This window comes from Pseudomonas sp. C8002, assembly GCF_013385765.1.
In the GTDB taxonomy this organism is placed as follows: domain Bacteria; phylum Pseudomonadota; class Gammaproteobacteria; order Pseudomonadales; family Pseudomonadaceae; genus Aquipseudomonas.
Map to the genome: position 1 here is coordinate 187,463 of NZ_JACAPJ010000003.1, position 25,793 is coordinate 213,255.

Annotated in this window: 29 protein-coding genes; 27 read left to right on the top strand and 2 right to left on the bottom strand. The window is 61.4% G+C overall.

Features of this window, described 5'->3' with window-relative positions; translation table 11 throughout:
• The first annotated feature begins 14 nt into the window (after positions 1-14).
• From HX814_RS04235 to HX814_RS04280, 10 genes are read left to right on the top strand one after another with little or no spacing between them, the layout of a single operon-like run.
• The gene (locus HX814_RS04235; RefSeq protein WP_004371363.1) at positions 15-650 is read left to right on the top strand and encodes a MotA/TolQ/ExbB proton channel family protein; all 636 of its coding nucleotides are present in this window, start codon (positions 15-17) and stop codon (positions 648-650) included.
• Positions 647-1,075, top strand: a complete 429-nt coding sequence (locus HX814_RS04240) for a biopolymer transporter ExbD (protein WP_004371361.1) — start codon at positions 647-649, stop codon at positions 1,073-1,075. Before HX814_RS04235 ends, HX814_RS04240 begins: the two co-directional genes overlap by 4 nt.
• Positions 1,075-2,085: a tetraacyldisaccharide 4'-kinase gene (gene lpxK / locus HX814_RS04245; RefSeq protein WP_177008421.1), complete on the top strand. Its 1,011-nt coding sequence runs from the start codon at positions 1,075-1,077 to the stop codon at positions 2,083-2,085. Before HX814_RS04240 ends, lpxK begins: the two co-directional genes overlap by 1 nt.
• A 24-nt stretch (positions 2,086-2,109) precedes the next feature.
• A complete protein-coding gene (locus HX814_RS04250; protein ID WP_003174668.1) occupies positions 2,110-2,295 on the top strand; it encodes a Trm112 family protein in 186 nt (61 codons plus the stop codon).
• The gene (gene kdsB / locus HX814_RS04255; protein ID WP_008434982.1) at positions 2,292-3,056 is read left to right on the top strand and encodes a 3-deoxy-manno-octulosonate cytidylyltransferase; all 765 of its coding nucleotides are present in this window, start codon (positions 2,292-2,294) and stop codon (positions 3,054-3,056) included. The genes HX814_RS04250 and kdsB overlap by 4 nt, the downstream gene beginning before the upstream one ends.
• Positions 3,056-3,520 carry a low molecular weight protein-tyrosine-phosphatase gene (locus tag HX814_RS04260; RefSeq protein WP_004371338.1) on the top strand — a complete coding sequence of 155 codons (465 nt, stop codon included), beginning with the start codon at positions 3,056-3,058 and terminating at the stop codon, positions 3,518-3,520. The genes kdsB and HX814_RS04260 overlap by 1 nt, the downstream gene beginning before the upstream one ends.
• On the top strand, positions 3,517-4,536 hold the full coding sequence (murB, locus tag HX814_RS04265; protein WP_004371335.1) for a UDP-N-acetylmuramate dehydrogenase: 1,020 nt from the start codon (positions 3,517-3,519) through the stop codon (positions 4,534-4,536). The genes HX814_RS04260 and murB overlap by 4 nt, the downstream gene beginning before the upstream one ends.
• Before the next feature lie 7 nt (positions 4,537-4,543).
• Positions 4,544-4,687 carry a hypothetical protein gene (locus tag HX814_RS04270; protein WP_177008420.1) on the top strand — a complete coding sequence of 48 codons (144 nt, stop codon included), beginning with the start codon at positions 4,544-4,546 and terminating at the stop codon, positions 4,685-4,687.
• The gene (locus HX814_RS04275) at positions 4,687-5,673 is read left to right on the top strand and encodes an XdhC family protein (RefSeq protein WP_008434978.1); all 987 of its coding nucleotides are present in this window, start codon (positions 4,687-4,689) and stop codon (positions 5,671-5,673) included. The genes HX814_RS04270 and HX814_RS04275 overlap by 1 nt, the downstream gene beginning before the upstream one ends.
• Complete coding sequence (locus HX814_RS04280) at positions 5,670-6,257, top strand: nucleotidyltransferase family protein (RefSeq protein ID WP_177008419.1); 588 nt, start codon at positions 5,670-5,672, stop codon at positions 6,255-6,257. The genes HX814_RS04275 and HX814_RS04280 overlap by 4 nt, the downstream gene beginning before the upstream one ends.
• A gap of 67 nt (positions 6,258-6,324) precedes the next feature.
• On the opposite strand, the gene rne is transcribed toward HX814_RS04280, so the two are convergent.
• Complete coding sequence (gene rne, locus HX814_RS04285) at positions 6,325-9,588, bottom strand: ribonuclease E (RefSeq protein WP_177008418.1); 3,264 nt, start codon at positions 9,586-9,588, stop codon at positions 6,325-6,327.
• A gap of 738 nt (positions 9,589-10,326) precedes the next feature.
• Between rne and rluC the strand changes: the two genes are divergently transcribed.
• From rluC to HX814_RS04300, 3 genes are read left to right on the top strand one after another with little or no spacing between them, the layout of a single operon-like run.
• The gene (gene rluC / locus HX814_RS04290) at positions 10,327-11,286 is read left to right on the top strand and encodes a 23S rRNA pseudouridine(955/2504/2580) synthase RluC (protein WP_004371325.1); all 960 of its coding nucleotides are present in this window, start codon (positions 10,327-10,329) and stop codon (positions 11,284-11,286) included.
• Positions 11,273-11,935, top strand: coding sequence for an HAD-IA family hydrolase (locus HX814_RS04295; protein ID WP_177008417.1), 663 nt, complete (start codon positions 11,273-11,275; stop codon positions 11,933-11,935). The genes rluC and HX814_RS04295 overlap by 14 nt, the downstream gene beginning before the upstream one ends.
• 21 nt (positions 11,936-11,956) lie before the next feature.
• Positions 11,957-12,949, top strand: a complete 993-nt coding sequence (locus HX814_RS04300; RefSeq protein WP_177008416.1) for a S49 family peptidase — start codon at positions 11,957-11,959, stop codon at positions 12,947-12,949.
• 128 nt (positions 12,950-13,077) lie between these two features.
• On the opposite strand, the gene HX814_RS04305 is transcribed toward HX814_RS04300, so the two are convergent.
• Entirely contained in the window at positions 13,078-13,656 is a 579-nt protein-coding gene (locus HX814_RS04305; protein ID WP_177008415.1) for a nucleoside triphosphate pyrophosphatase, read from the bottom strand.
• A gap of 105 nt (positions 13,657-13,761) precedes the next feature.
• On the opposite strand from HX814_RS04305, the gene HX814_RS04310 reads away from it, so the two are divergent.
• The 14 genes from HX814_RS04310 (at position 13,762) to HX814_RS04375 (ending at position 25,741) form a co-directional block, all read left to right on the top strand.
• Entirely contained in the window at positions 13,762-14,289 is a 528-nt protein-coding gene (locus tag HX814_RS04310) for a YceD family protein (RefSeq protein ID WP_004371317.1), read from the top strand.
• 13 nt (positions 14,290-14,302) lie between these two features.
• A complete protein-coding gene (gene rpmF / locus HX814_RS04315) occupies positions 14,303-14,485 on the top strand; it encodes a 50S ribosomal protein L32 (RefSeq protein ID WP_004371305.1) in 183 nt (60 codons plus the stop codon).
• A gap of 4 nt (positions 14,486-14,489) precedes the next feature.
• Positions 14,490-15,500 (top strand): phosphate acyltransferase PlsX, encoded by a 1,011-nt coding sequence (gene plsX, locus HX814_RS04320; protein ID WP_080673274.1) that lies wholly within the window; start codon positions 14,490-14,492, stop codon positions 15,498-15,500.
• 126 nt (positions 15,501-15,626) lie between these two features.
• The gene (gene fabD / locus HX814_RS04325) at positions 15,627-16,565 is read left to right on the top strand and encodes an ACP S-malonyltransferase (RefSeq protein ID WP_023659248.1); all 939 of its coding nucleotides are present in this window, start codon (positions 15,627-15,629) and stop codon (positions 16,563-16,565) included.
• A 30-nt stretch (positions 16,566-16,595) separates the two neighbouring features.
• On the top strand, positions 16,596-17,339 hold the full coding sequence (gene fabG / locus HX814_RS04330) for a 3-oxoacyl-ACP reductase FabG (RefSeq protein ID WP_004371297.1): 744 nt from the start codon (positions 16,596-16,598) through the stop codon (positions 17,337-17,339).
• A gap of 192 nt (positions 17,340-17,531) precedes the next feature.
• A complete protein-coding gene (gene acpP / locus HX814_RS04335) occupies positions 17,532-17,768 on the top strand; it encodes an acyl carrier protein (RefSeq protein ID WP_004371293.1) in 237 nt (78 codons plus the stop codon).
• Positions 17,769-17,878: 110 nt separating this feature from the next.
• Positions 17,879-19,123: a beta-ketoacyl-ACP synthase II gene (gene fabF, locus HX814_RS04340; RefSeq protein WP_004371291.1), complete on the top strand. Its 1,245-nt coding sequence runs from the start codon at positions 17,879-17,881 to the stop codon at positions 19,121-19,123.
• Positions 19,123-19,938, top strand: coding sequence for an aminodeoxychorismate lyase (gene pabC, locus HX814_RS04345; RefSeq protein WP_177008414.1), 816 nt, complete (start codon positions 19,123-19,125; stop codon positions 19,936-19,938). Before fabF ends, pabC begins: the two co-directional genes overlap by 1 nt.
• Before the next feature lies 1 nt (position 19,939).
• On the top strand, positions 19,940-21,058 hold the full coding sequence (mltG, locus tag HX814_RS04350; protein WP_023659249.1) for an endolytic transglycosylase MltG: 1,119 nt from the start codon (positions 19,940-19,942) through the stop codon (positions 21,056-21,058).
• A gap of 19 nt (positions 21,059-21,077) precedes the next feature.
• Complete coding sequence (gene tmk / locus HX814_RS04355; protein ID WP_004371284.1) at positions 21,078-21,710, top strand: dTMP kinase; 633 nt, start codon at positions 21,078-21,080, stop codon at positions 21,708-21,710.
• The gene (locus HX814_RS04360; protein WP_177008413.1) at positions 21,703-22,692 is read left to right on the top strand and encodes a DNA polymerase III subunit delta'; all 990 of its coding nucleotides are present in this window, start codon (positions 21,703-21,705) and stop codon (positions 22,690-22,692) included. Before tmk ends, HX814_RS04360 begins: the two co-directional genes overlap by 8 nt.
• Before the next feature lie 63 nt (positions 22,693-22,755).
• Complete coding sequence (locus HX814_RS04365; protein WP_177008412.1) at positions 22,756-23,541, top strand: TatD family hydrolase; 786 nt, start codon at positions 22,756-22,758, stop codon at positions 23,539-23,541.
• 438 nt (positions 23,542-23,979) lie between these two features.
• The gene (locus tag HX814_RS04370; protein WP_004371278.1) at positions 23,980-24,633 is read left to right on the top strand and encodes a TetR/AcrR family transcriptional regulator; all 654 of its coding nucleotides are present in this window, start codon (positions 23,980-23,982) and stop codon (positions 24,631-24,633) included.
• Positions 24,634-24,772: 139 nt separating this feature from the next.
• Entirely contained in the window at positions 24,773-25,741 is a 969-nt protein-coding gene (locus HX814_RS04375) for a GTP 3',8-cyclase MoaA (RefSeq protein WP_004371275.1), read from the top strand.
• Positions 25,742-25,793 lie beyond the last annotated feature (52 nt).

The window sequence follows — 25,793 nt, forward strand, 5'->3', positions numbered from 1 at the left end:
AGGGGACATTCACTGTGTGGGAATTGGTCAAATCCGGCGGCTGGATGATGTTGCCGATCATTTTGAGTTCCATCGCCGCACTCGGCATCATCGCCGAACGCCTATGGACCCTGCGTGCCAGCCGTGTAACGCCTGACCACCTGCTGGGCCAGGTCTGGGGCTGGATCAAGAACAAGCAGCTCGACAAGACAAAGCTCAAGGAACTGCGCGCCAACTCGCCCCTGGGTGAAATCCTCGCCGCCGGCCTCGCCAACTCCAAGCACGGTCGCGAGATCATGAAGGAGTGCATCGAAGAGGCCGCCGCCCGGGTCATCCATGAGCTGGAGCGCTACATCAATGCCCTGGGCACCATCGCCGCCATGGCACCGTTGCTCGGCCTGCTCGGTACGGTGCTGGGCATGATCGATATTTTCAGCTCATTCATGGGGTCGGGCATGACCACCAACGCCGCAGTGCTGGCCGGTGGTATTTCCAAGGCCTTGATCACCACGGCGGCGGGCCTGATGGTCGGTATTCCTTCGGTGTTCTTCCACCGTTTCCTGCAACGGCGCATCGACGAACTGGTGGTGGGCATGGAGCAGGAAGCCATCAAGCTGGTGGAAGTGGTACAGGGCGACCGTGACGTGGACCTGGTTGAGGGCAACGCGTGAAATTTCGTCGCAAGCAACGGGAAAACGTCGATATCAACCTGGCGTCGTTGATCGACGTGGTGTTTATCCTGCTGCTGTTTTTTGTCGTCACCACCACCTTTACCCGGGAAACCCAGCTGCGCGTCGACCTGCCGGAAGCCGTCAGCGGTTCGCCGGCGGAAGACCAGCAGGCCAAGCAACTGGACATCGCCATCAGCGCCGATGGCGTGTTCTCGGTGAATAACCAGTTGCTGGAGAAAAACGACCTGGCCAGCCTGATGGAAGCGCTGCAAAAAGAGTCTGGTGGGGACACTAACTTGCCACTGTCCATCAGCGCCGATGGCAACACCAAGCACCAGGCCGTGATCACGGCGATGGACGCTGCCGGCAAGCTCGGCTTCAGCCATTTGCGCATGACCACCGTCGAGGCGGCGAGCCAACCCTGATGGCCATGACTGATCGTTTGCTCAAGGCCTGGTACGAAGGCCATCCTGCACTTGCGTTATTGCAGCCGCTGGAATCCCTCTATCGCCGGGTGGTGCAGCGCAAGCGCGCACGGTTCCTGGCGGGCGAGGGCGAGATCTATCAGTCGCCGGTGCCGGTCGTGGTGGTAGGCAATATCACGGTGGGTGGCACCGGCAAGACGCCCATGATTCTCTGGCTGATCGACCATTGCCAGCGCAGTGGTTTGCGCGTCGGTGTGGTCAGCCGCGGTTATGGCGCCAAGCCGCCACAGTTTCCATGGCGCGTAGAGGCCGATCAAACCGCAGCGGTGGCGGGGGACGAACCCTTGCTGATCGTGCAGCGCAGCGGCGTGCCGCTGATGATCGACCCCGACCGCAGCCGCGCCGTGAAGGCGCTGTTGGCCAGCGAAACCCTCGACCTGATCCTTTCCGACGACGGCCTGCAACATTACCGCCTGGCCCGTGACCTGGAACTGGTGTTGATTGACGCCGCCCGCGGGCTGGGTAACCGTCGCTGCCTGCCGGCGGGGCCGTTGCGTGAGCCGGTCGAGCGTTTGCAGAGCGTCGATGCGCTGCTTTACAACGGCGCAGGTTCTGACCGTGACGACGGCTTTGCCTTCCGTCTGTTGCCTGCCGCGCTGGTCAACCTGCATACCGGCGAGCGTAAACCCGTCGAACACTTCCCGGTGGGGCAGCAGGTACATGCGGTGGCCGGCATCGGCAACCCGCAACGTTTCTTCAATACCCTTGAAACGCTACACTGGCGCCCAATACCCCATGCTTTTGCCGACCACGCGCCGTACAGCGCCGAGGTCTTGAATTTCACACCGGCACTGCCGTTGGTCATGACTGAAAAGGACGCGGTGAAGTGCCGCGCCTTTGCCAGGCCCGACTGGTGGTACCTTGCGGTGGACGCGGCACCGTCACCGGCGTTTATCGCCTGGTTCGACACGCAGTTGATGCGCTTGCTGCCCGCTCGCCTTTTGCCTTAAAACGCTGCTCTCCAGGACATACTCATGGACACCAAACTGCTCGATATCCTCGCTTGCCCGATCTGCAAGGGTCCGCTCAAGCTCAGCGCCGACAAAACCGAGCTGATCAGCAAGGGCGCCGGCCTGGCGTACCCGATTCGTGATGGCATTCCGGTAATGCTCGAAAGCGAAGCCCGCACCCTGACCACCGACGAGCGCCTGGATAAATGACCACCGCCTTCACCGTTGTCATCCCGTCCCGCTACGCCTCCACCCGCCTGCCCGGCAAGCCGCTGCAACTGATCGGCAACAAGCCGATGATCCAGCTGGTGTGGGAACAGGCCTGCAAAAGCAGCGCCGAAAGGGTAGTGGTGGCCACCGACGATCCGCGCATCATCGAGGCCTGCAAAGGCTTTGGTGCCGAAGCGGTGCTGACCCGTGAAGACCACAACTCCGGTACCGACCGCCTGGCCGAAGTGGCCACCAAGCTGGGCCTGGCGGCGGACGCCATCGTGGTCAACGTGCAAGGTGACGAGCCGTTGATTCCGCCCAGCGTGATCGATCAGGTGGCGGCCAACCTGGCAGCCCATGGCGAAGCGCGCATGGCGACCCTGGCCGAGCCGATTGAAGACATCGAGACCCTGTTCAACCCCAACGTGGTGAAAGTGGTCAGCGACATCAATGGCCTGGCGCTGACCTTCAGCCGCTCCACCTTGCCGTGGGCGCGGGATGCGTTCGCCAAACAGCCTGACGTGCTGCCGGCTGGCGTGCCGTACCGTCGCCACATCGGCATCTACGCCTACCGCGCCGGTTTCCTGCACGACTTCGTGAGCTGGGGCCCGTGCTGGCTGGAAAATACCGAATCCCTGGAACAACTGCGTGCCCTGTGGCACGGCGTGCGCATTCATGTGGGCGATGCCCTGGAAGCGCCGCCGGCGGGCGTCGACACCCCTGAAGACCTCGAGCGCGTCCGTCGCCTTCTGGGGGCCTGATGCAGGTTCTGTTCGTCTGCCTGGGCAACATCTGCCGTTCGCCCACGGCCGAAGGCGTTCTGCGCCACAAATTGCGCGAAGCCGGCCTGGCCGATCAGGTTGAAGTGGCCTCTGCCGGTACCGGTGATTGGCACGTCGGCAACCCACCGGACAAGCGTAGCCAGCGTGCAGCGCTGCAACGCGGCTACGACCTGTCGGCCCAGCGTGCACAACAGGTGTCGCGTGCCGACTTTTCCCGCTACGACCTGATCCTCGCCATGGACCAGAGCAACCTGCGCAACCTCAAGGCCATGCAGCCGGCTCAGGGCAAGGCGGACCTGGACCTGTTCCTGCGCCGCTACGACTCGGTGGTGGATGAAGTGCCGGACCCGTACTACGAAGGTGACCAGGGCTTTGAAACTGTCCTCGACCTGATCGAGCGCGCCTGTGACCTGTTGGTGATTGAATTGAAGGGCCGGTTATGACTTTGCAGGTACGGGCACAGGTTTCGCTCAAGCCGTTCAACAGCTTTGGTATCGACGTGCGTGCCCGGCTGTTTGCCGAGGCCCACAATGACGCCGACGTGCGTGAGGCCCTGGCCTGTGCCGCCGAGCAACAACTGCCGTTGCTGGTGATTGGCGGCGGCAGCAACTTGCTGTTGACCCAGGATATTGACGCACTGGTGCTGCGCATGGCCAGCCAGGGCATCCGGGTGTTGCACGACGATGGCGTGCAGGTCGTGGTTGAGGCCGAAGCGGGCGAAGCGTGGCATCCGTTTGTGCTGTGGACCCTGGCCCAGGGCTTTTCCGGCCTGGAAAACCTCAGCCTGATTCCCGGCACGGTCGGCGCCGCACCGATGCAGAACATCGGCGCCTACGGTGTAGAGATCAAGGATGTATTCAGCGGCCTGACCGCCCTTGATCGCCAGACCGGCGAACTGCGGGATTTCAGCCTGGCCGAGTGCAACTTTGCCTACCGCGACAGCCTGTTCAAGCACGAAGTGGGGCGCTGGCTGATCCTGCGGGTGCGTTTTGCCCTGAGCCGCGCCGTGCATCTGAAACTTGAATACGGGCCGGTGCGACAGCGCCTGACCGAGCAAGGCATCGCGCAGGCCACGCCCAGCGATGTCAGCCGCGCGATTTGCAGCATTCGTAGCGAGAAACTGCCCGACCCGGCGGTGCTCGGCAATGCGGGGAGTTTCTTCAAGAACCCGCTGGTGTCCCAGGCACTGGCTGCTGAGTTGCAGCGTCAATACCCGGACCTGGTGGCTTACCCCCAGGCCGACGGGCAGATGAAACTGGCCGCCGGCTGGCTGATCGACAAGGCCGGCTGGAAAGGCTTTCGCGATGGCGATGCCGGCGTGCATCGCTTGCAGGCACTGGTATTGGTGAACTACGGCGCGGCCAGCGGCCAGGACATTGCCGGGCTCGCGCTGCGTATCCAGCAGGACATCGAAAAGCGCTTCAAGGTGGTGCTGGAAATGGAGCCGAATCGCTATTGAACTAAGCTTGTTTTTTGACGTACCAAGCCCTGCATTGCAGGGCTTTTTTATTGCCGGTGAGTTAACTTGGCTGACTACCGATATTTTTGATCAACCCATAGATGCTGTTTATCAAAATCAGTTGCAAGGTTGGCGGGAGGCGAAAGCCTGATGGACAGTGTTGATCTGAATGTATTACGCAGCGTGCTGGAATGGCGCCTCGCCGGGCAGCGAGTGGTGCTGTACAGCGTGGTCCAGACCTGGGGCAGCGCCCCGCGTCCGCCGGGGGCGATGCTGGCCTTGCGCGGCGACGGGGTGGTGATTGGCTCGGTGTCCGGCGGCTGTATCGAGGACGACTTGATCGCCCGGTTGCAGGACGGTCGGCTGCCTGACGACGGGCCGCCGGTGCAGCTTGTCACCTACGGTGTCACCCGGGACGAAGCGGCGCGTTTTGGCTTGCCGTGTGGCGGCACCCTGCGTCTCACCGAAGAGCGGGTGAGTGATCCGGGTTGGGTAGCTGAACTGCTGGCGCGCTGTGAGGCCCACGAGATTGTCGCCCGTGAGTTGGACCTGGCCACCGGCGAGGTGGTGTTGAGCGGTGCGAGCAAGACCGATGTGGTCAGCTTCAACGGCGAGCGTTTGCGCGCGATCTACGGTCCGCGCTGGCGCCTGCTGCTGATCGGCGCGGGCCAGCTGTCACGTTATGTGGCGGAAATGGCTCGGTTGCTGGATTTCGAAGTGCTGATCTGCGACCCACGCCAGGAGTTTGTTTATGGCTGGGAGGAGCAGCACGGGCGCTTTGTGCCGGGTATGCCGGATGAAGCGGTGTTGAATATCCAGACCGATGAACGCACTGCCATTGTCGCGCTCACCCATGACCCGCGCCTGGATGACATGGCGTTGCTGACGGCCCTCAATTCCCGGGCGTTCTACATAGGCGCGCTGGGTTCGCGGGTCAACAGCCAGAAGCGCCGGGAAAACCTCGCGGCACTGGGACTCAGTGCGGACGCCATTGCGCGGCTGCATGGGCCGATTGGCCTGCATATCGGCAGCCATACGCCGGCGGAAATCGCCTTGTCGTTGATGGCGGAAATCGTCGCCATCAAGAACGGGATCGATCTGCTGCAGAAAAAGCCGTTGCAGGCAGCGGTCAGTTGACGGGCATCGCCGTAATCATCCTGGCGGCGGGGCAGGGCAGTCGTTTTCGGGCCGAGGCGGGTGCCGCTCAGGACAAGTTGCTGGCGCCCTGCGTGGGCCGGGATGGCATCACGCGGCCGGTGATCGAGCAGGTATTGGTGAATTTGCCGCCTGTGGCTACGAGACGTTGGCTGGTGACGTCACCGGATCGCACCGAAGTGATTCGGTTGGCTAAGGTGCACGGTTGCGAAGTATTGCTTTTGCGCTCGCCGGGCATGGGTGACAGCATCGCCGCAGCGGTGGCGGCCAGTGGGCCGTCGGCTGGTTGGCTGGTGGTGTTGGGGGATATGCCGTTTATCCTGCCGGCAAGTATCGAGCAAGTGATGGCAGGCCTGGAGGAAGACGGTATCAGCGCCCCGGTGCATGCAGGTCAGTACGGGCACCCCGTGGGGTTTGGCCGTTCATTCGGCCCGGCCTTGATCGCGCTGACCGGAGACCGCGGGGCAAAACCGTTATTTGCCAAGGCTTCGGTGCAGGAAGTCGTAGTCGATGATCCCGGTGTGTTGTGGGACGTCGATGTGCCAGGGTTGTTGGACTACCGCTAACTGATGTAACGGGCATAAAAAAGCCCCGCCTGATCACTCAGGCGGGGCTTTTTAGTGGCCGATGGAATCAGACGAGGGGTTTAGGCTCGTGCTCTTCTTCCTGGGCCTTAGGGTGGTGCTCTACCACTTCTTCAACGGAACGTACGTTCTCGTCGATGGCAGGGGCACTGTGCTCAACCACGGCTTCGGTGACCGGAGCATGGGTTGCTTGGGCAACTTCAGCGACGGCTGGAGCAGCTTCGGCAGCGGCCTTGGCAGCAGCGGCGGCCGCTTCAGCTTCCTTGCGACGACGACGCACTTCGCGTGGGTCGTTCGGCGCACGGCCATTTTCGGTCAGGGCGCTGGCCGGAGCGGCTTCAACCACCGGGGCTGCCACTTCGGCAACCACTGGCGCTTCAACCACTGGCGCAGGCTCGGCAACAACGGCAACAGGTTCAGCAGCGACCACCACTTCAGCGACTGGCACTGGAGCTTCTTCGACCACTGGCGCAGGCGCTGGAGCTTCAACCGCTTCAACCACCGGGGCAGGTTCGGCAGACCACTGGAAGGCGGTCTGTTCTTCGCGAACTTCACGCACTTCAGGGGTTGGCTCGGCTACCGGTGCTTCAACGGCAGCTTCAACCACGGGCGGTTGTTCAACAACCACGGCAGGCTCGGCAACCACGTCGATTTCAGGCTGAGGCTCGCGAACTTCACGAACTTCACGAACGTGACGAGCCGGAGCTACTTCCACTTCCGGAACAACCGGGGCTTCGACCGGGGTCGTTGCTTCAACCACTGGCGCTTCGACGGCTGGCGTCTCTACAACAGTGTTTTCCTGGATGGCAGCGGTGGCTGCTTCAGCTTGCTCGTTGGCCTGGGCTTCAGCAGGTGCGCTGATGACCGAGCTGGCGACAGCAGCGGTAACGGCCAGGCCGGCAGCCAGTTCGGCGCCAGTCGGTTCGCCGGTAGCGGCTGCGTTGGCTTCGCCGGTCTCTTCCGAGCCTTCGATTTCGTTGCCGTTGGCATCACGTTGACGCTCACGACGGTTGCTGCGACGACGCTGGCCACGGGAGCGGCGGCGTGGACGATCGCCTTCGGCGTTGTCCTGGCCGTCTTCCTGTTGCTGGTCTTCGTTGGACAGCAGCTCTTCTTCTTCACCGGCTGGAGCCGCTTGCTCGGCACGTGGTTGACGCTCTTCACGAGGAGGGCGTGGCGCACGTTCTTCACGCGGCTGACGAGCTGGACGCTCTTCAGCAGTGGCAGCGGTGGCAGCAGCAGCGGCTACGGCTGGAGCGGCATCCAACGGCTCGCGCAATTCACGCACGCGTTCTTCACGCTCGCCACGTGGCTTGCGGTCTTCACGTGGAGCGCGTGGAGCACGCGGTGCACGTTCTTCGCGTGGTGCACGCTCTTCACGGGCTACGGTTGGTGTTTCTTCACGGGCTTCGCGCGGTTGGCGCTCTTCACGTGGGGCGCGTTCTTCGCGGGGTGCACGTTCTTCACGAGGCTTGCGCTCTTCGTCACGGCGACCGTTGCGATTGCGGCTCTGCTGGCGACCGTTGCGACGCTCTTCATTGCGTGCAGGACGTTCAGTCACAGGCTTCTCGACCACAACTGGAGCCACTGGCTCTTCCTTGGTGGCGAACAGGCTGACCAGCGACTTCACCAGACCCTTGAACAGGCTTGGCTCAGGCAGGGCAGCTGGTGCGGCAACCGGCGCAGCTGCCTCGACCGGAACCGGTGCGTTGGCACGGGCTGGCGCGGTCTTGACGGCGGCTTCCTGGCGAACCAGGGTGCGGGTCGCAGCGGCTGGCTGGACTTCTTCCACTTCGGCAGCGGCAGCAGCGATTTCGTAGCTGGACTGGTTGACGTGGGCTTCCGGGCTGTCATCACGCAGGCGCTGCACTTCGAAGTGCGGCGTCTCGAGGTGATCGTTCGGCAGGATGACGATACGGGCACGGGTGCGCAGTTCGATCTTGGTGATCGAGTTGCGTTTTTCGTTGAGCAGGAACGCAGCGACCGGGATCGGCACCTGGGCGCGCACTTCGGCAGTGCGGTCTTTCAGGGCTTCTTCTTCGATCAGGCGCAGGATCGCCAGCGACAGCGATTCAACGTCACGGATGATGCCGGTGCCGTTGCAACGCGGGCAGACGATGCCGCTGCTTTCACCCAGGGATGGACGCAGGCGCTGACGGGACATTTCCAGCAGGCCGAAGCGCGAGATGCGGCCGACCTGTACACGGGCACGGTCAGCTTCCAGGCATTCGCGGACTTTCTCTTCCACGGCGCGCTGGTTCTTGGCCGGGGTCATGTCGATGAAGTCGATCACGATCAGGCCACCGATGTCACGCAGGCGCAGCTGGCGGGCGATTTCTTCAGCCGCTTCCAGGTTGGTCTGCAGGGCGGTTTCTTCGATGTCGCTACCCTTGGTGGCACGCGCCGAGTTGATGTCGATGGACACCAGGGCTTCGGTCGGGTCGATCACGATGGAGCCGCCGGAAGGCAGTTCGACGACGCGCTGGAAAGCGGTTTCGATCTGGCTTTCGATCTGGAAACGGTTGAACAGCGGAACGCTGTCTTCGTACAGCTTGATCTTGCTGGCGTACTGCGGCATCACCTGGCGGATGAAGGTCAGGGCTTCGTCCTGGGCTTCGACGCTGTCGATCAGCACTTCGCCGATGTCCTGGCGCAGGTAATCGCGGATGGCGCGGATGATCACGTTGCTTTCCTGGTAGATCAGGAACGGCGCGGAACGATCCAGGGACGCTTCCTTGATAGCGGTCCACAGCTGCAGCAGGTAGTCGAGGTCCCACTGCATTTCTTCGCTGCTGCGGCCCAGGCCGGCAGTGCGCACGATCAGGCCCATGTCGGCAGGAGCGATCAAGCCGTTCAGCGCTTCACGCAGTTCGTTGCGCTCTTCGCCTTCGATGCGACGGGAGATACCGCCGGCACGCGGGTTGTTCGGCATCAGGACCAGATAGCGGCCAGCCAGGCTGATGAAGGTGGTCAGGGCGGCGCCCTTGTTGCCACGTTCTTCTTTTTCTACCTGAACAATGACTTCCTGGCCTTCGCTCAGGACGTCCTTGATGTTCACGCGGCCTTCAGGGGATTTCTTGAAGTATTCGCGGGAGATTTCTTTGAGGGGCAGGAAGCCATGGCGCTCGGAGCCGAAATCGACAAAGGCAGCCTCAAGGCTTGGTTCGATGCGAGTAATCCGGCCTTTATAGATGTTGGCCTTCTTTTGCTCGCGTGCACCGGACTCGATGTCCAGGTCGTAGAGGCGTTGGCCGTCTACCAGTGCAACACGCAACTCTTCGGGTTGAGTTGCGTTAATCAGCATTCTTTTCATGTTGTACCGTCGGTTTCCGGGCTGCCGGAAACGGCGTTCGGCACACACGACTTCTCACGGTCGGTGTCAGGTGCGTCAAGAGTGGTTGGCCACTCCAGTGTCCAGCAATACCCGCCAAAATGGGCGGTATCGCGACGTACGCTTCCTGCTTGCTGTGGTGACTTAAGCACTCAGTCAGGAGGAGGAATCAACCGGCGACTGTGGACGAGATGAAGCGTCTAAATATAAGCCTAGTGCTACACAGTCCGACGGTTGTGCATCTCCACCCTACACGTATCCCTGATAATTCGGGTGCTGCCGCGCGCAGAATCCGCAGCGGGTTGGCATTTACCGTGTTCTCCAATGGGGAGTCCACGCTCATGGCTAAACAAGACCGGGTGTGGGCGATTGTGCTCTCACTCAGCTCGTAACAGGCGTTGTTTCCGAAGCATTCGCCGTGGTCTGGCTCCAGACTGACTGCACTTTGTGAACTGGCCGTAAATATCGGCGCAAAAGGCGAGTAATCACTCTGCTTTTTGCACTCGCTTCAGGCCTCATGTCACCTGCGCTTGTTACAATCTCGAGCCTTCCAGGGTGGCGAAAGCCCCGTAGGACGGCCTCGCGTCCTGATGAATTGCGATGGTCAGGGCCGGCAGTTTGCCGCTAGTCCTCTGTCCAGGCCGCTTTTGGCGGCGTTCGCGACTATAGCAGCAATGATTAAGTGCTTCAATTCCATAAAAAATTGTTATCATCGCCGCCATGACGACTACCGCCCCCCAGACCCCCAGCGTCCAGCTGCTCGAGGTCTCGCCGGAATATGCCGGCCAACGCATCGACAACTTTCTTCTTGCCAGGCTCAAAGGCGTGCCCAAGACCTTGATTTACCGCATTTTGCGTAAAGGCGAAGTGCGCGTGAACAAGGGCCGGATCAAGCCCGAGTACAAGCTGCAGGCGGGCGACATCGTCCGCGTGCCGCCGGTGCGGGTGCCTGAGCGTGACGAACCGGTCCCACTGGCCCAGGGCCTGTTGCAGCGCCTTGAAGCGTCGATTGTCTTCGAAGACAAGGCACTGATTGTGATCAACAAGCCGTGTGGCATCGCGGTCCACGGTGGCAGTGGCCTCAACTACGGAGTGATCGAAGCCTTTCGTCAGTTGCGCCCGGATGCCAAGGAGCTGGAACTGGTCCACCGTCTGGACCGTGACACCTCCGGCCTGTTGATGATCGCCAAGAAACGCAGCATGTTGCGCCACCTGCATGCCGCCCTGCGCGGTGATGGCGTGGACAAGCGCTACATGGCGCTGGTGCGTGGCAACTGGGCCACCTCGATCAAGAGCGTGCGCGCGCCGTTGCAGAAGAGCAACCTGCGTTCCGGCGAGCGCATGGTCGAGGTGGACGAGGAGGGCAAGGAGGCGCTGACCCTGTTCAAGGTGCTGCGCCGCTTTGGTGACTTTGCCACCATGGTCGAGGCCAAGCCGGTCACTGGCCGTACCCACCAGATTCGTGTGCACACCCTGCATGCGGGGCACTGCATTGCCGGCGATACCAAATACGGCGATGAAGATTTCTCCAAGGAAATCCGCGACCTGGGTGGCAAACGCCTGTTCCTGCACGCCTACATGCTGACCGTGCCGCTGCCCGATGGTGGCGAATTGAAGCTGCAAGCGCCTGTCGATGAAATGTGGGCCAAGACCGTGGAGCGCCTGAGTGTCGCACCCTGACTACAAGCTGTTGATCTTCGACTGGGATGGCACGCTGTGTAATTCCATTGGTCGGATTGTCGAGTCGATGCACGCTGCGTCGACCCGTTCCGGTTATGCATTGTGCGACGACCTGGCGGTCAAGGGCATTATTGGCCTGGGCCTGCCGGAAGCGATCCGCACCCTGTACCCGGAGATTGGTGATGACGAGCTGATAGCGTTTCGTCAGCACTACGCCGATCACTACATGGCGCTCGACGCCCAGCCTTCGCCGCTGTTTGAAGGCGTGGCGCAGGCCATGGAAGCATTTCGCGCCGACGGTTATCACCTTGCGGTCGCGACCGGCAAGGCCCGTCGCGGCCTGGACCGGGTGCTCAAGGCCCATGGCTGGGAAGATTATTTCGACGCCACCCGTGCGGCGGATGAAACCGCCAGCAAGCCCCACCCTCTGATGCTCGAGCAGATCCTCGCTCAATGTGGCGTGTCGCCTCGGCAGGCGTTGATGGTGGGTGATGCGTCGTTCGACCTGATGATGGCGCGTAATGCTGGCATGGACTCCGTGGCGGTCAGCTACGGCGCCCAATCTGCTCATGCGTTGCAGGCCTACGAGCCGCGCCTGACAATTGACCGTTTTTCTGAATTGCAGGCCTGGCTCAGCCGGGCCCATTAAGTCTTTGCTGGGGTAGATGGCATGACCGATGAGTGGAAAGCGCCTGAGAAGGCCAATGCCGATAACAATGGCGATGACAGAAGCTGGAAGTTGCTGGAGAAGACCCTGCTAGCCAGTGTCCAGGAGCAGCGTCGCTCCCGGCGTTGGGGGATCTTTTTCAAGCTTCTGACCTTTATTTATCTGTTGGGCATGCTGGTGCTGTTCAGTCCGCTGATGGACATGGAGAAGAGCGCCACCCGAAGCGGTCATTACACGGCGTTGATCGAAGTGCGCGGAGTGATTGCCGACAAGGAGTCTGCCAGTGCAGACAACATCGTCAGCAGCCTGCGGGCGGCCTTCGAGGACTCCAAGGTCAAGGCTGTGATCCTGCGCATCAACAGCCCGGGCGGCAGTCCGGTGCAGTCGGGTTACGTGTACGACGAGATTCGTCGCCTGCGCGCCTTGCACCCGGACATCAAGCTGTATGCAGTGATTTCCGACCTGGGTGCCTCGGGTGCCTACTACATCGCCAGTGCTGCCGACCAGATCTATGCCGACAAGGCCAGTCTGGTGGGTTCGATTGGTGTGACGGCGGCCGGTTATGGCTTTGTCGGCACCATGGAGAAGCTCGGGGTTGAGCGTCGTACCTACACGTCAGGTGAGCACAAGTCGTTCCTGGACCCGTTCCAGCCGCAAAAGGCGGATGAAACCCAGTTCTGGCAGGGTGTGCTGGATACCACTCATCGGCAGTTCATTGCCAGTGTGAAGCAGGGGCGCGGTGACCGGCTCAAGGATAAGGAGCATCCGGAGCTGTTCTCCGGTCTGGTCTGGTCTGGCGAGCAAGCGCTGCCATTGGGCTTGATCGATGGCCTGGGCAGTGCCAGTTCGGTGGCGCGGGACGTGATTGGCGAGAAAGAACTGGTGGACTTCACTGTTCAGGAATCGCCGTTTGATCGTTTCTCCAAGAAGCTGGGTGCCAGTGTGGCTGAGCAGTTGGCGATGTGGATGGGCTTTCAGGGTCCGACCCTGCGCTGAGATCTTGAGCGCGACAAGGCTCAAGTGTGGGAGCTGGCTTGCCAGCGATAGCATCACCTCGGTGCAACTGATGTACCGAGGTGTCTGCATCGCAGGCAAGCCAGCTCCCACATTTGTTTGTGATGTTCTCAGGGAATCTGTGCGCCTTCGGCCAGTAGCATGTCCACCAGTCGGATCAGCGGCAGTCCGACCAGGCTGGTGGCGTCTGGCCCTTCGGTGCTTTGAAACAGGCTCACCCCCAGGCCTTCGGCCTTGAAGCTGCCAGCGCAGTCGTAGGGCTGCTCGATGCGCAGGTAGCGTTCGATGCGTGCGGCGTCCAGCGTGCGCATGTGTACGGTGAAGGGGATGCAGTCGACCTGGCAATGGCCGGTGGCGCTGTTCAGTACAGCCAGGCCGGTCAGGAAGCTGACGCGCTTGCCGCTGGCCGCCAGCAGTTGCTCACGGGCTTTTTCGAAGGTGTGGGGCTTGCCGATGATCTGGCCGTCGAGCGCGGCGACCTGGTCCGAGCCGATGATCAGGTGGCCCGGATGGCTGTCAGCCAGGGCGCGGGCCTTTTCCTCGGCCAGGCGCTTGACCAGCTCCACGGCGGACTCGTCCGGGCGGTGGCTTTCGTCGATATCCGGCGAACTGCAGATGAACGGCAGGTGCAGGCGGTTCAACAATTCCCGGCGATAAACCGAGCTGGAAGCGAGTAATAAAGGCAGCATGGGCGTCTCCTCAAGGCAGTCGCGGATTCTAGCGGGGAGGCCCGGTGACGGACAGGGCTGAATTTCCTTTGACATGGCCGGGTGCATCCCTATAATGCTGCGCCTATGTTGAATGACCCGATTCCACCTCACGTTGACCCGCGCAAATTGGCTGATCGTGGCACCACCCTTCAAGGTGAGCTGCTCCTGGCCGATTTGGAGAGACTCTGCGACCCGCTTTCCGACACTGTCGGTACGGTGCAGGCTAAATTCGTTTTTGAACGAGATGAACGTAAGTCTGTGGTAATCCACAGCTTTATCGACACCGAAGTCAAAATGGTTTGCCAGCGTTGTCTTGAGCTGGTCACCCTGCCGATCCACAGCGAATGCAGTTATGCTGTGGTGAAAGAGGGTGCGAATACCCAGTCGTTGCCGAAAGGTTATGACGTGCTGGAACTGGGCGAAGATCCTTTGGATCTGCAGTCACTGATCGAGGAGGAGCTTTTGCTCGCCTTGCCCATTGTGCCTGCTCATCATCCGGAAGAATGCCAGCAGCCGGCGGGTCTCGATGAGCCCGAACCGAGCGAGGACGAGGTAACGCGGTCCAACCCGTTCAGTGTATTGGCGCAGTTAAAGCGTGACCCAAACGTTTAGGAGTTAATCAATTATGGCTGTTCAGCAGAACAAAAAATCCCGCTCTGCCCGTGACATGCGTCGTTCGCACGACGCCCTGACGGCAAGCACTCTGTCTGTAGAAAAAACCACCGGTGAAGTTCACCTGCGTCACCACGTATCGCCAGAAGGCGTATACCGTGGCCGTAAAGTGATCGACAAGGGCGCTGACGAGTAATCACTTGTCTGCTCAAGTCATCGCGATTGACGCAATGGGCGGGGACTTCGGTCCCCGCAGCATTGTTCAGGCCTGCATTGCTTGCCTGTCTGCCACCCCCTCGCTGCACCTGACCCTCGTCGGTCAACCCTCCTTACTTGAAGAACTGATTGCCAGCCATCCGGCGGTGGATCGCGCGCGCCTGACTATTACTCCGGCCAGCGAAACCATCACCATGGATGAAAAGCCTGCGCAGGCCTTGCGCGGCAAGCCTGATTCTTCGATGCGGGTGGCGCTTGAGCTGGTACGCGACGGCAAGGCCCAGGCCTGTGTCAGTGCCGGCAATACCGGGGCGTTGATGGCGTTGTCCCGGCATGTGCTGAAAACCCTGCCGGGCATTGACCGGCCGGCGATGGTTGCGGCTATTCCGACCCAGCAGGGCTATTGCCAGTTGCTGGACCTGGGGGCGAACGTCGATTGCAGTGCCGAGCATCTGCTGCACTTTGCCCTGATGGGGTCGGTGGCGGCCGAAGCGCTGGGCGTGGCCCGGCCTCGGGTGGCGCTGCTGAATATCGGCACCGAAGACATCAAGGGCAACCAGCAGGTCAAGCTGGCGGCGACGCTGTTGCAAAGCGCGCGAGGCCTGAACTACATCGGCTTTGTCGAGGGTGACGGTCTGTACCGCGGCGAAGCCGACGTGGTGGTGTGCGACGGTTTTGTCGGCAATATCCTGCTCAAGTCCAGCGAGGGCCTGGCGACGATGATTGCTGCGCGCATCGAGGCCTTGTTCAAGCGCAACCTGGCGTCACGCCTGGTGGGCGCCCTGGCGCTGCCCTTGATGCGGCGCTTGCAGGCTGACCTGGCTCCGGCGCGGCACAATGGTGCGAGTTTCCTGGGGCTGCAGGGCATCGTGGTGAAAAGTCATGGTTCGGCGGGGGTGCAGGGTTTTCAAAGTGCCATCCAGCGCGCCTTGATCGAGATCCAGGAAAACCTGCCGCAACGCTTGCACGGCCGCCTTGAGGATCTGTTGCCTTAGGCGAATCGGGCCGGAAATGCTTAAATGTGACCGGCCAGTTCAATTGACCATCCAATCTGTCAGTTTCTTGCGCTCCCACGTGTGGGGCGCCAATTTCCGACGACCAGATCATTAGGGGCTTGTTACATGTCTACATCCCTCGCATTCGTCTTTCCAGGGCAGGGTTCGCAGTCCCTCGGCATGTTGGCCGAGCTGGGCGCGGAACATCAGTTGGTCCTGGACACTTTCAAGGAAGCCTCCGATGCCTTGGGTTACGACCTGTGGGCACTGACCCAGCAAGGGCCGGAAGAGCTGCTCAATCAAACCGACAAGACCCAACCCGCCATCCTCACCGCCTCCATCGCCCTGTGGCGCCTGTGGTTGGCTGAAGGTGGTGCACGTCCGGCCTACGTTGCCGGTCATAGCCTGGGCGAATACAGCGCCCTGGTGGCCGCTGGCAGCCTGACCCTCGGTGAAGCAGTCAAGCTGGTGGAGCGTCGTGGCCAGTTGATGCAGGAAGCGGTCCCTGCCGGGCAGGGCGGCATGGCTGCCATTCTCGGCCTGGAAGATGCTGACGTGATTGCCGCCTGCGCCGAAGCGGCCCAGGGCGAAGTGGTCAGCGCCGTGAACTTCAACTCCCCTGGCCAGGTGGTGATCGCCGGCGCCAAGGCGGCGGTAGAGCGCGCCATCGAAGGCTGCAAGGCCCGTGGCGCCAAGCGTGCGTTGCCGTTGCCGGTCAGCGTGCCGTCCCATTGCGAACTGATGCGCCCGGCTGCCGAGCGTTTCGCCGAGTCGATCGCTGCGATCAACTGGCAGGCGCCGCAGATTCCGTTGGTGCAGAACGTCAGTGCCGCCGTGGCCTCTGACCTGGAAACCCTCAAGCGCGATCTGCTGGAGCAGCTGTACAAGCCGGTTCGCTGGGTTGAGTCGGTGCAGACCCTGGCCGCCAACGGCGCCACCCAATTGGTAGAGTGCGGCCCGGGCAAAGTCCTCGCCGGCCTGAACAAGCGTTGCGCCGAAGGCGTGTCGACTTCCAACCTCAATACCCCGGATGCCTTCGCTGCCGCTCGCGCAGCCCTGGCCTGACGTTAATTTCCGAACCTAGGAGAAGCCTGCATGAGTCTGCAAGGTAAAGTTGCACTGGTCACCGGCGCAAGCCGTGGCATTGGCCAGGCGATCGCCCTGGAGCTGGGCCGTCTGGGCGCTGTGGTCATCGGTACCGCAACCTCCGCCGCCGGCGCTGAACGTATTGCCGCGACGCTGAAGGAAAACGGCGTCCAGGGCACCGGTCTTGAGCTTAACGTTACCAGCGATGAGTCCGTGGCGGCCGTATTGGCTGAAATCACGGCGCAATTCGGTGCACCGGCTATTCTGGTGAACAATGCCGGTATTACCCGCGATAACCTGATGATGCGTATGAAAGACGACGAGTGGCATGACGTCGTTGATACCAACCTGAACAGTCTGTTTCGCCTGTCCAAGGGTGTTTTGCGCGGCATGACCAAGGCTCGTTGGGGTCGAATTATCAATATTGGCTCTGTTGTGGGTGCCATGGGCAACGCAGGCCAAGTAAACTACGCAGCCGCCAAGGCCGGTCTGGAAGGTTTCAGCCGTGCATTGGCGCGTGAAGTAGGCTCGCGGTCGATTACGGTCAACTCGGTGGCCCCAGGGTTCATCGACACCGATATGACCCGCGAATTGCCTGAAGCGCAGCGTGAAGCGTTGCTGACGCAGATTCCGCTGGGCCGTCTGGGCCAGGCTCAAGAGATCGCGAATGTGGTCGCTTTCCTGGCATCCGACGGTGCGGCATACGTGACTGGGGCTACAATCCCGGTGAACGGCGGGATGTACATGAGTTAAATTGTGACGGATCGCTTCAAAAAAATGTCATACGAGCTGTCTAAAATCCGTTATAAAGCTGCAATCTATTTATAGGCAGATGGCCAATAGGGTACGAGGGTGAAGCTTTCAGTTGAAAAGCTGAAAAGTCTTTCTATACACTTACCCACTGGCCAGCTGCCTGAATTTGTCCATTAGGAGTGAAAACAAGGTATGAGCACCATCGAAGAGCGCGTCAAGAAAATCGTTGCCGAGCAACTGGGCGTTAAAGAAGAAGAAGTGACCAACAGCGCTTCCTTCGTTGAAGACCTGGGTGCCGACTCCCTTGACACCGTTGAGCTGGTGATGGCTCTGGAAGAGGAATTCGAGACCGAAATCCCGGACGAAGAAGCTGAAAAAATCACTACCGTTCAAGCTGCTATCGACTACGTTACTAGCCACCAGGCGTAATAGTTTGTAATCGTCGCTTGCTGTGATGGAAAAACCGCACTGCCCTATGGCGTGCGGTTTTTTCCTTTAAGCCTGATGCAAAGTGTCGTCATTAGAAAAAGGAGAGTGCTGTGTCGCGTAGACGCGTCGTAGTCACCGGTATGGGTATGTTGTCGCCACTGGGTACGGATGTGCCGAGCAGTTGGCAGGGCATTCTGGCTGGCCGCAGTGGTATTGGTCTGATCGAACACACGGACCTTTCTGCCTATTCCACCCGTTTTGGCGGCTCGGTAAAGGACTTCAATGTCGAGGAATATCTCTCGGTCAAAGAGTCCCGCAAACTCGACCTGTTCATTCAATACGGCCTGGCAGCCGGATTTCAGGCGGTGCGTAATGCCGGCCTGGAAGTCACCGACGCCAACCGTGAGCGCATCGGCGTGGCCATGGGTTCGGGTATTGGCGGTCTGACCAATATCGAAGAAACCAGCCGCACCCTGCATGAGTCCGGCCCTCGCAGAATTTCACCGTTCTTCGTGCCTGGCTCGATCATCAACATGATTTCCGGTTTCCTGTCCATCCACTTGGGTGCCCAGGGGCCTAACTACGCCATTTCCACGGCGTGCACCACGGGCACTCACTGCATCGGCATGGCGGCGCGCAATATCGCCTATGACGAGGCCGACGTGATGATCGCCGGCGGTGCCGAGATGGCCGCCTGCGGTTTGGGCATGGGCGGCTTCGGCGCGTCCCGTGCGTTGTCGACCCGCAATGACGAGCCGACCCGTGCCAGCCGTCCGTGGGACAAGGGCCGCGACGGTTTTGTTCTGGCCGACGGTGCCGGTGCGCTGGTACTCGAAGAGCTGGAGCACGCGAAGGCCCGTGGCGCCACCATCTACGCCGAGCTGATTGGTTTCGGCATGAGCGGTGATGCGTACCACATGACCTCGCCTCCGTCGGACGGCGCGGGTGCTGCACGCTGCATCACCAATGCGTTGCGTGATGCCAAGGTCAACGTTGACCAGGTGCAGTACATCAATGCCCATGGCACTTCGACCCCGACCGGCGACCTGGCGGAAGCCGAGGCCATCAAGTCGGTGTTCGGCGAGCATGCCTACAAGCTGGCGGTCAGTTCCACCAAGTCCATGACCGGGCACCTGTTGGGTGCGGCGGGAGCGGTCGAGGCAATCTTCAGCGTGCTGGCCATCAAGGATCAGGTCGCTCCGCCGACCATCAACCTCGATGAACCGGATGAGGGCTGCGACCTGAACTTCGTGCCTCACGAGCCGCAGAAGATGCCGATCGACGTGGTGCTGTCCAACTCGTTCGGTTTTGGTGGTACCAACGGTTCCCTGGTGTTCCGCCGGTTCGCCGAGTGATGGAGAGCTGGGTCGACGGTCAGCCGGCGGGCGCAGTGCCCCTGAAAGACCGTGGCCTGGCATACGGTGATGGGCTGTTCGAGACCATTGCCGTCAAGGTCGGGCAGCCCGTGCTGCTTGACCGCCACCTGCAGCGCCTTGAAGAAGGTTGCAGGCGGTTGGCGATTGTTGCGGATCAACCCCTGATCCGCAGCGAATTGCTGGCCTACGCCGCCGCCCTCGGTGACGGTGTACTCAAGTTGATCCTAACCCGTGGCGACAGCCAGCGCGGTTATGGCATCAGTGCTGGCGCTCCGGCGCGGCGCATTCTGCAAGGCAGTCCACCTGCCACTTATCCCCCGGAACATGCAGCGTCAGGCATCCGCCTGTTTGCGTGTACCACGCGTTTGTCCGAGCAACCGTTGCTCGCCGGCCTCAAGCACCTCAATCGACTGGAACAGGTGTTCGCCCGCGCCGAATGGCAGGATGCCGAACACGCCGAAGGTTTGATGCTGGATATGTCCGGTCGAGTCATCGAAGGCGTCTTCAGCAACCTGTTTCTGGTGCGTAACGGCGTGTTGCTGACCGCTGATCTGAAACGCTGCGGCGTCGCCGGCGTCATGCGGGCCGAGGTGTTGGCCCAGGCGCAGGCGTTGGGCATTCCGACGAGCGTGGCCGATATCAGCCTTGAGCAGCTGCAACAGGCCGATGAAGTCTTGGTGTGCAACAGCGTATATGGCATTTGGCCGGTGCGCGGATGTGCTGCGATGAGCTGGCCGGTTGGGCCGCTCACCCGTAAACTGCAGGGCATTGTTCGCGCACTATTGGATATTTGATTTGAGACGTAAATTTGTATTGTTGCTGGAGATCGGTCTGGTCCTGGCGGGTTTGCTGCTGGGCGCTTCGGCCTGGAAGCTGAACTCCGCCCTTGAGCAGCCCTTGAATCTGACCCAGGAGCAATTGCTGGACGTACCGGCTGGCGCGACGCCCACCGGCACCTTCAATCGCCTGGAAAATGACGGCGTGCTCAAGGATGCGTTCTGGTTGCGTCTCTACTGGCGCTTCAACCTCGACGGCCAGCCGCTGCACAGCGGCGAATACCGCATGACCCCGGGCCTCACCGCCGAGGGCCTGATCGGCTTGTGGCAGCGTGGCGAAGTGGTGCAGTACAGCATTACGCTGGTGGAAGGCTGGAACTTCCGCCAGGTGCGCGCGGCCCTGGCCAAGCATGAAAAGATCGAGCAGACCCTGTCCGGCCTGAGTGACAGCGAGGTGATGGAAAAACTCGGCCACCCGGGCGTATTTCCTGAAGGGCGCTTCTTCCCGGACACCTACCGCTTCGTGCGCGGCATGAGCGACGTCGAACTGCTGAAAAAATCCTACAACCGTCTGGACGATGTCCTCGCCCAGGAGTGGAGCAAGCGCGCGGCCGATGCGCCGTACACCGACCCCTATCAAGCGCTGATCATGGCCTCGCTGGTGGAGAAAGAAACCGGCGTGCCGGAAGAGCGCGGCCAGATCGCCGGGGTATTCGTGCGGCGCATGCAGATCGGCATGCTGCTGCAAACCGACCCGACGGTGATCTACGGCCTCGGCGAGCGCTACACCGGCAAGTTGACCCGCGCGCACCTCAAGGAAGCCACGCCCTACAACACCTACGTGATCGCCGGCCTGCCGCCGACGCCGATCGCCATGGTCGGGCGGGAGGCGATTCATGCTGCGCTGAACCCGGTGGCGGGCAGCAGCCTGTATTTCGTTGCCCGAGGCGATGGCAGCCATATTTTCTCGGATAACCTGGATGCGCATAACGCAGCAGTGCGTGAGTTCCAGATGAAGCGTCGCGCCGATTACCGTTCCAGCCCGGCGCCGGCGGCAAAGCCTGCGGACGCGCCGCTGGATACGCCCGCCGAGCCGGCTCCGGCACCCGATGACGCCGCACCGCAAAGCCCGCAATGACTCTGACTAAGGACTGCCTGTGACTGGCTTGTTTATTACCCTGGAAGGCCCGGAAGGCGCCGGCAAGAGCACCAACCGTGAATACCTGGCCGAGCGCCTGCGCGCCGAAGGTATCGAGGTGCTGCTGACCCGTGAGCCTGGCGGCACGCCACTGGCCGAGCGTATCCGTGAAGTGCTGCTGACCCCGGGCGACGAACAGATGAACCCCGACACCGAGCTGTTGCTGGTGTTCGCCGCCCGCGCCCAGCACCTGGCCGAAGTCATTCGCCCGGCACTGGCCCGGGGCGCCGTGGTGATTTGTGACCGGTTTACCGATTCCACCTATGCCTATCAGGGCGGCGGTCGTGGCTTGTCCCTGGAGCGCATTGCGGCCTTGGAAACCTTCGTCCAGGGCGATTTGCGGCCCGACCTGACCCTGGTGTTCGATCTCCCGGTGGAAGTCGGCATGGCCCGTGCCTCCGCCCGGGGTCGCCTCGATCGTTTCGAACTGGAAACCCGAGTCTTTTTTGAAGCTGTGCGCGGCGCGTTTCTCAAGCGCGCCGAAGCCGACCCCGCCCGTTACTACCTGTTGGACGCCGCACAACCGTTGACTCAGGTTCAGCAGTGCATTGACGCCCTGTTGCCGAAGCTTGTGGAGCGTGTCCGTGGCTGAAGCCTACCCGTGGCAGGACAGCCTCTGGCAGCAACTGGCGGGCCGTGCCCAGCACGCCCACGCCTACCTGCTCCACGGCCCGGTGGGCATCGGCAAGCGCGCCCTGGCCGAGCGGCTGATGGCCAGCTTGTTGTGCCAGCGGCCCAACGGCCTGGAAGCCTGCGGCGAATGTAAATCCTGCATGCTGCTCAAGGCCGGCAGCCACCCGGACAACTATCTGCTGGAACCGGAAGAGGCCGACAAGGCGATCAAGGTCGACCAGGTGCGTGATCTGGTCAGCTTCGTGGTGCAGACCGCGCAGATGGGCGGGCGCAAGGTGGTGCTGATCGAACCGGTGGAGTCGATGAACATCAACGCCGCCAACGCCTTGCTCAAGAGCCTGGAAGAACCGTCCGGCGATACCGTGCTGCTGCTGGTCAGCCACCAGTCCAGCCGCCTGCTGCCGACCATTCGCAGTCGCTGCGTGCAGCAGGCCTGCCCGTTGCCGAGCGAAGCCATGAGCCTGCAGTGGCTGGCCCAGGCGTTGCCGGACTGCGGCGAGGCGGAGCGCGTCGAGTTGCTGACCCTGGCGGCCGGTTCGCCCCTGGCGGCGGTCAAGCTCCAGGCCCAGGGCGTGCGTGAACAGCGTGCGCAGGTGGTGGACGGGGTGAAGAAACTGCTCAAGCAGGAAGTGTCGGCCACGCAACTGGCCGAAAGCGCCTGGAAAGACATTCCCTTGCTGCTGCTGTTCGACTGGTTTTGCGACTGGTCGAGCCTGATCCTGCGCTACCAGCTGACCCAGGACGAAAACGGCCTTGGGCTGCCGGACATGCGCAAAGTCGTGCAATACCTGGCGCAGAAGAGCGCCCAGGACAAGGTGCTGAACATCCAGGACTGGATCCTCGCCCAACGCCAGAAAGTCCTCGGCAAGGCCAACCTCAATCGCGTGCTGTTGCTTGAGGCCTTGCTGGTGCAGTGGGTCGGTTTGCTCGGCCGCCGTTAATTTCAGTGGCCGACGGGTGTATCGTTGGCCAGACACTTTCCGTGACTCAAGTTGTAGATCCCTATGCTCGTAGATTCCCATTGCCACCTTGATCGCCTCGACCTGGCCCAGCACGGCGGCTCCCTCGACGCCGCCCTTGAAGCTGCGCGCCAGCGCGGGGTAGGGCACTTCCTGTGCATCGGCGTCAGCGCGCAAAACGCCGCCGACGTCAAAGCCCTGGCCGATCGTTATGCCGATGTCGACTGCTCGGTGGGCATTCACCCGCTGGACCTCAAGCCCGGCGAAGCCCCGGCCCTCGACTGGCTGCTCGGTGAACTCAATCACCCGCGCGTGGTGGCCATCGGTGAGACCGGCCTGGATTACCACTACGAACCGGAAGCTGCCGAGTTGCAGCAGGCGTCGTTCCGTCTGCACCTGCAAGCCGCCCAGCAGACTGGCAAGCCGGTGATCGTCCACACCCGTGGCGCCCGTGCCGACACCCTGACCCTGCTGCGCGAAGCCGCGCTGCCCCAGGCTGGTGTGCTGCATTGCTTCACTGAAGACTGGGACATGGCCAAGGCCGCGCTGGACCTTGGTTTCTACATTTCCTTGTCGGGCATCGTGACCTTCCGCAACGCCGATGCCCTGCGCGATGTCGCGCGCCAGGTCCCGGCAGACCGCCTGCTGGTGGAAACCGATTCGCCGTACCTGGCGCCAATTCCTCATCGCGGCAAACCCAACCTGCCGGAATACGTACGGGATGTGGCGGATTACCTGGCGATGCTGCGGGGCGAGTCCTACGAGCGCTTTGCCGAACAGACCACCGAGAACTTCAAGCGCCTGTTCCCGCTGGCCCACGTCGGCCACTGAATCGCAGGCAAAAAAAACCCGGGTTCTGGGGGGTGAATCCGGGCTAAGACCATTAGGAGTAAAACAAGGGTACGCAGTCCGTCGGTACCCAGGTCGACGCGTCACTTGGGGGAGATGCCACGCCGACATTTCAAGTATTGATCAGTATCCGATTCAGTCCAGCCACATCTGATCGTTTTTTAAACAGATTTGGAATACGCCCGCTTCGGTTGAGTTCTCATTGGATGCGATGCACACGCGCCAATCACCTGTTTTATTTCTGACTCGAATCGGCACATTCGTTGGCGTGCTGTAAGTTAAGTGCAAAGGTTGTTCATATAGGCGTTGCCCAACGACCGTTCAGTCGGGATAATCCCGCGCACCGGGTAAAACGTTCCGACAAGCACGGCTTGGGGAGCGAACGCCCTTCCAATATCCATCTCTGCAGACCTTTTTCTTATGCACAAAGAACCCCGCAAGGTCCGTGAGTTTCGCCGCCGCGAGCAGGAAATTCTCGACACCGCACTCAAGCTGTTCCTCGACCAGGGTGAAGACAGCGTCACCGTCGAGATGATTGCGGATGCCGTGGGTATCGGCAAAGGCACTATCTACAAGCACTTCAAGTCCAAGGCCGAGATCTACCTGCGCCTGATGCTCGACTACGAGCGCGACCTGAACGAGCTGCTGCACTCGGCCGATGTCGACAAGGACAAGGAAGCGCTGTCCCGCGCCTACTTCGAGTTCCGCATGCGTGACCCGCAGCGCTACCGCTTGTTTGATCGCCTGGAAGAAAAAGTGGTGAAGGGCCATCAGGTGCCGGAAATGGTCGAGGAGCTGCACAAGATCCGTGCCTCGAACTTCGAACGCCTGACCCTGCTGATCAAGGGCCGTATCAGCGAAGGCAAGCTCGAAGACGTGCCACCGTATTTCCACTACTGCGCCGCCTGGGCGTTGGTGCACGGCGCCGTGGCGTTGTACCACTCGCCGTTCTGGAGCAATGTGCTGGAAGACCAGGAAGGTTTCTTCCAGTTCCTGATGGACATCGGCGTGCGCATGGGCAACAAGCGCAAGCACAGCACCGATTTGCCGAACGCCGAAACGCCGGCCACTTGAATCATTCGCCAGCGTGATGGCGATATGATTTCCTGCCCAGCGCAGTAACCCAGGAATATACTCAGGCAAGGACCTTGCTAAAACTTGATTTTTCAGTCAGGTTTTAGTGCGCCCGAATTATCCTCTGCCGGAGTGATCCATGATCGTTGATCGTCAAGGCAGGCGATTCCGCAATTTGCGGATCAGCCTGACCTCAGCCTGCAATTACGCCTGTACCTACTGCGTGCCCAACGGTAAGCGGCTGGTGGCTGCGCAGGACGAACTGTCGGCCGAGGCGATGGCGCGGGGTGTCGAGTACCTGATCGAGGCCGCCGGCATCGAGCGCCTGCGGATTACCGGCGGTGAACCGTTGGTCAGCCCCAAGCTGGAAGCCTTCATGGGCGCGGTGGGGCAGATGGGGCTCAGTGATATCAGCCTGACCACCAACGGCCAACTGCTGGCGCGCAAACTGCCGCTGCTGGTGGACGCCGGGATTCGCCGGATCAACGTGTCCCTCGACACCCTGGACGCCGACGCCTTCCGCAGCATCGCTCGCGGTGGCGACCTGGCCACCGTGCTCGATGGCATGGACCAGGCGAGCGCCGCCGGAATCAAGATCAAGGTCAACATGGTGCCGCTGCGCGGCCAGAACCTCGACCAGGTGATGCCGCTGCTCGACTACTGCCTGGAGCGTGGCTACGAGTTGCGCTTTATCGAATTGATGCGCATGGGCCACCTGGCCAACGATTCCAACGCGTTCCTGCAGCAATTCGTCAGCCTCCAGCAATTGCTCAGCCTGATCGGCGAACAGTACGAATACCTGCAAGCCAACGCCCCGGTGGACGCCACTGCCGTGCGCTACGAAGTGCCCGGCAAAGGTTTCTTCGGTGTCATCGCCAACGAAAGCGTGCCGTTCTGCCGGACCTGTTCGCGTTTGCGCCTGTCGTCCACCGGCTGGCTGCATGGCTGCCTGTCGTCGAGCAACCGCCACTACGTCGGCGACCTGCTGGACAAACCCCGCCACCAGGCCCTGCCGGCCTTGCAGCGCTTGTTGGTCAAGGCCTTGGGTGACAAGCAGGAAGTGGCCTTCTCCGGCGGCGCCACCATCATGAAGATCATCGGCGGCTAGTCCCGCAAGCTGGCGCAAAATCTGCATCTCGTGCCCATTCGCCGGTTTTCCG

What these genes read in the sequence shown, in the direction of transcription:
- lpxK (WP_177008421.1), top strand. Translation starts at nt 1,075, where the DNA reads ATGGCCATGACTGATCGTTTGCTCAAGGCCTGGTACGAAGGCCATCCT.
- HX814_RS04250 (WP_003174668.1), top strand. Translation starts at nt 2,110, where the DNA reads ATGGACACCAAACTGCTCGATATCCTCGCTTGCCCGATCTGCAAGGGT.
- kdsB (WP_008434982.1), top strand. Translation starts at nt 2,292, where the DNA reads ATGACCACCGCCTTCACCGTTGTCATCCCGTCCCGCTACGCCTCCACC.
- HX814_RS04260 (WP_004371338.1), top strand. Translation starts at nt 3,056, where the DNA reads ATGCAGGTTCTGTTCGTCTGCCTGGGCAACATCTGCCGTTCGCCCACG.
- murB (WP_004371335.1), top strand. Translation starts at nt 3,517, where the DNA reads ATGACTTTGCAGGTACGGGCACAGGTTTCGCTCAAGCCGTTCAACAGC.
- HX814_RS04275 (WP_008434978.1), top strand. Translation starts at nt 4,687, where the DNA reads ATGGACAGTGTTGATCTGAATGTATTACGCAGCGTGCTGGAATGGCGC.
- rne (WP_177008418.1), bottom strand. Translation starts at nt 9,588, where the DNA reads ATGAAAAGAATGCTGATTAACGCAACTCAACCCGAAGAGTTGCGTGTT.
- rluC (WP_004371325.1), top strand. Translation starts at nt 10,327, where the DNA reads ATGACGACTACCGCCCCCCAGACCCCCAGCGTCCAGCTGCTCGAGGTC.
- HX814_RS04300 (WP_177008416.1), top strand. Translation starts at nt 11,957, where the DNA reads ATGACCGATGAGTGGAAAGCGCCTGAGAAGGCCAATGCCGATAACAAT.
- HX814_RS04305 (WP_177008415.1), bottom strand. Translation starts at nt 13,656, where the DNA reads ATGCTGCCTTTATTACTCGCTTCCAGCTCGGTTTATCGCCGGGAATTG.
- HX814_RS04310 (WP_004371317.1), top strand. Translation starts at nt 13,762, where the DNA reads ATGTTGAATGACCCGATTCCACCTCACGTTGACCCGCGCAAATTGGCT.
- rpmF (WP_004371305.1), top strand. Translation starts at nt 14,303, where the DNA reads ATGGCTGTTCAGCAGAACAAAAAATCCCGCTCTGCCCGTGACATGCGT.
- fabD (WP_023659248.1), top strand. Translation starts at nt 15,627, where the DNA reads ATGTCTACATCCCTCGCATTCGTCTTTCCAGGGCAGGGTTCGCAGTCC.
- fabG (WP_004371297.1), top strand. Translation starts at nt 16,596, where the DNA reads ATGAGTCTGCAAGGTAAAGTTGCACTGGTCACCGGCGCAAGCCGTGGC.
- acpP (WP_004371293.1), top strand. Translation starts at nt 17,532, where the DNA reads ATGAGCACCATCGAAGAGCGCGTCAAGAAAATCGTTGCCGAGCAACTG.
- pabC (WP_177008414.1), top strand. Translation starts at nt 19,123, where the DNA reads ATGGAGAGCTGGGTCGACGGTCAGCCGGCGGGCGCAGTGCCCCTGAAA.
- HX814_RS04365 (WP_177008412.1), top strand. Translation starts at nt 22,756, where the DNA reads ATGCTCGTAGATTCCCATTGCCACCTTGATCGCCTCGACCTGGCCCAG.
- HX814_RS04370 (WP_004371278.1), top strand. Translation starts at nt 23,980, where the DNA reads ATGCACAAAGAACCCCGCAAGGTCCGTGAGTTTCGCCGCCGCGAGCAG.
- HX814_RS04375 (WP_004371275.1), top strand. Translation starts at nt 24,773, where the DNA reads ATGATCGTTGATCGTCAAGGCAGGCGATTCCGCAATTTGCGGATCAGC.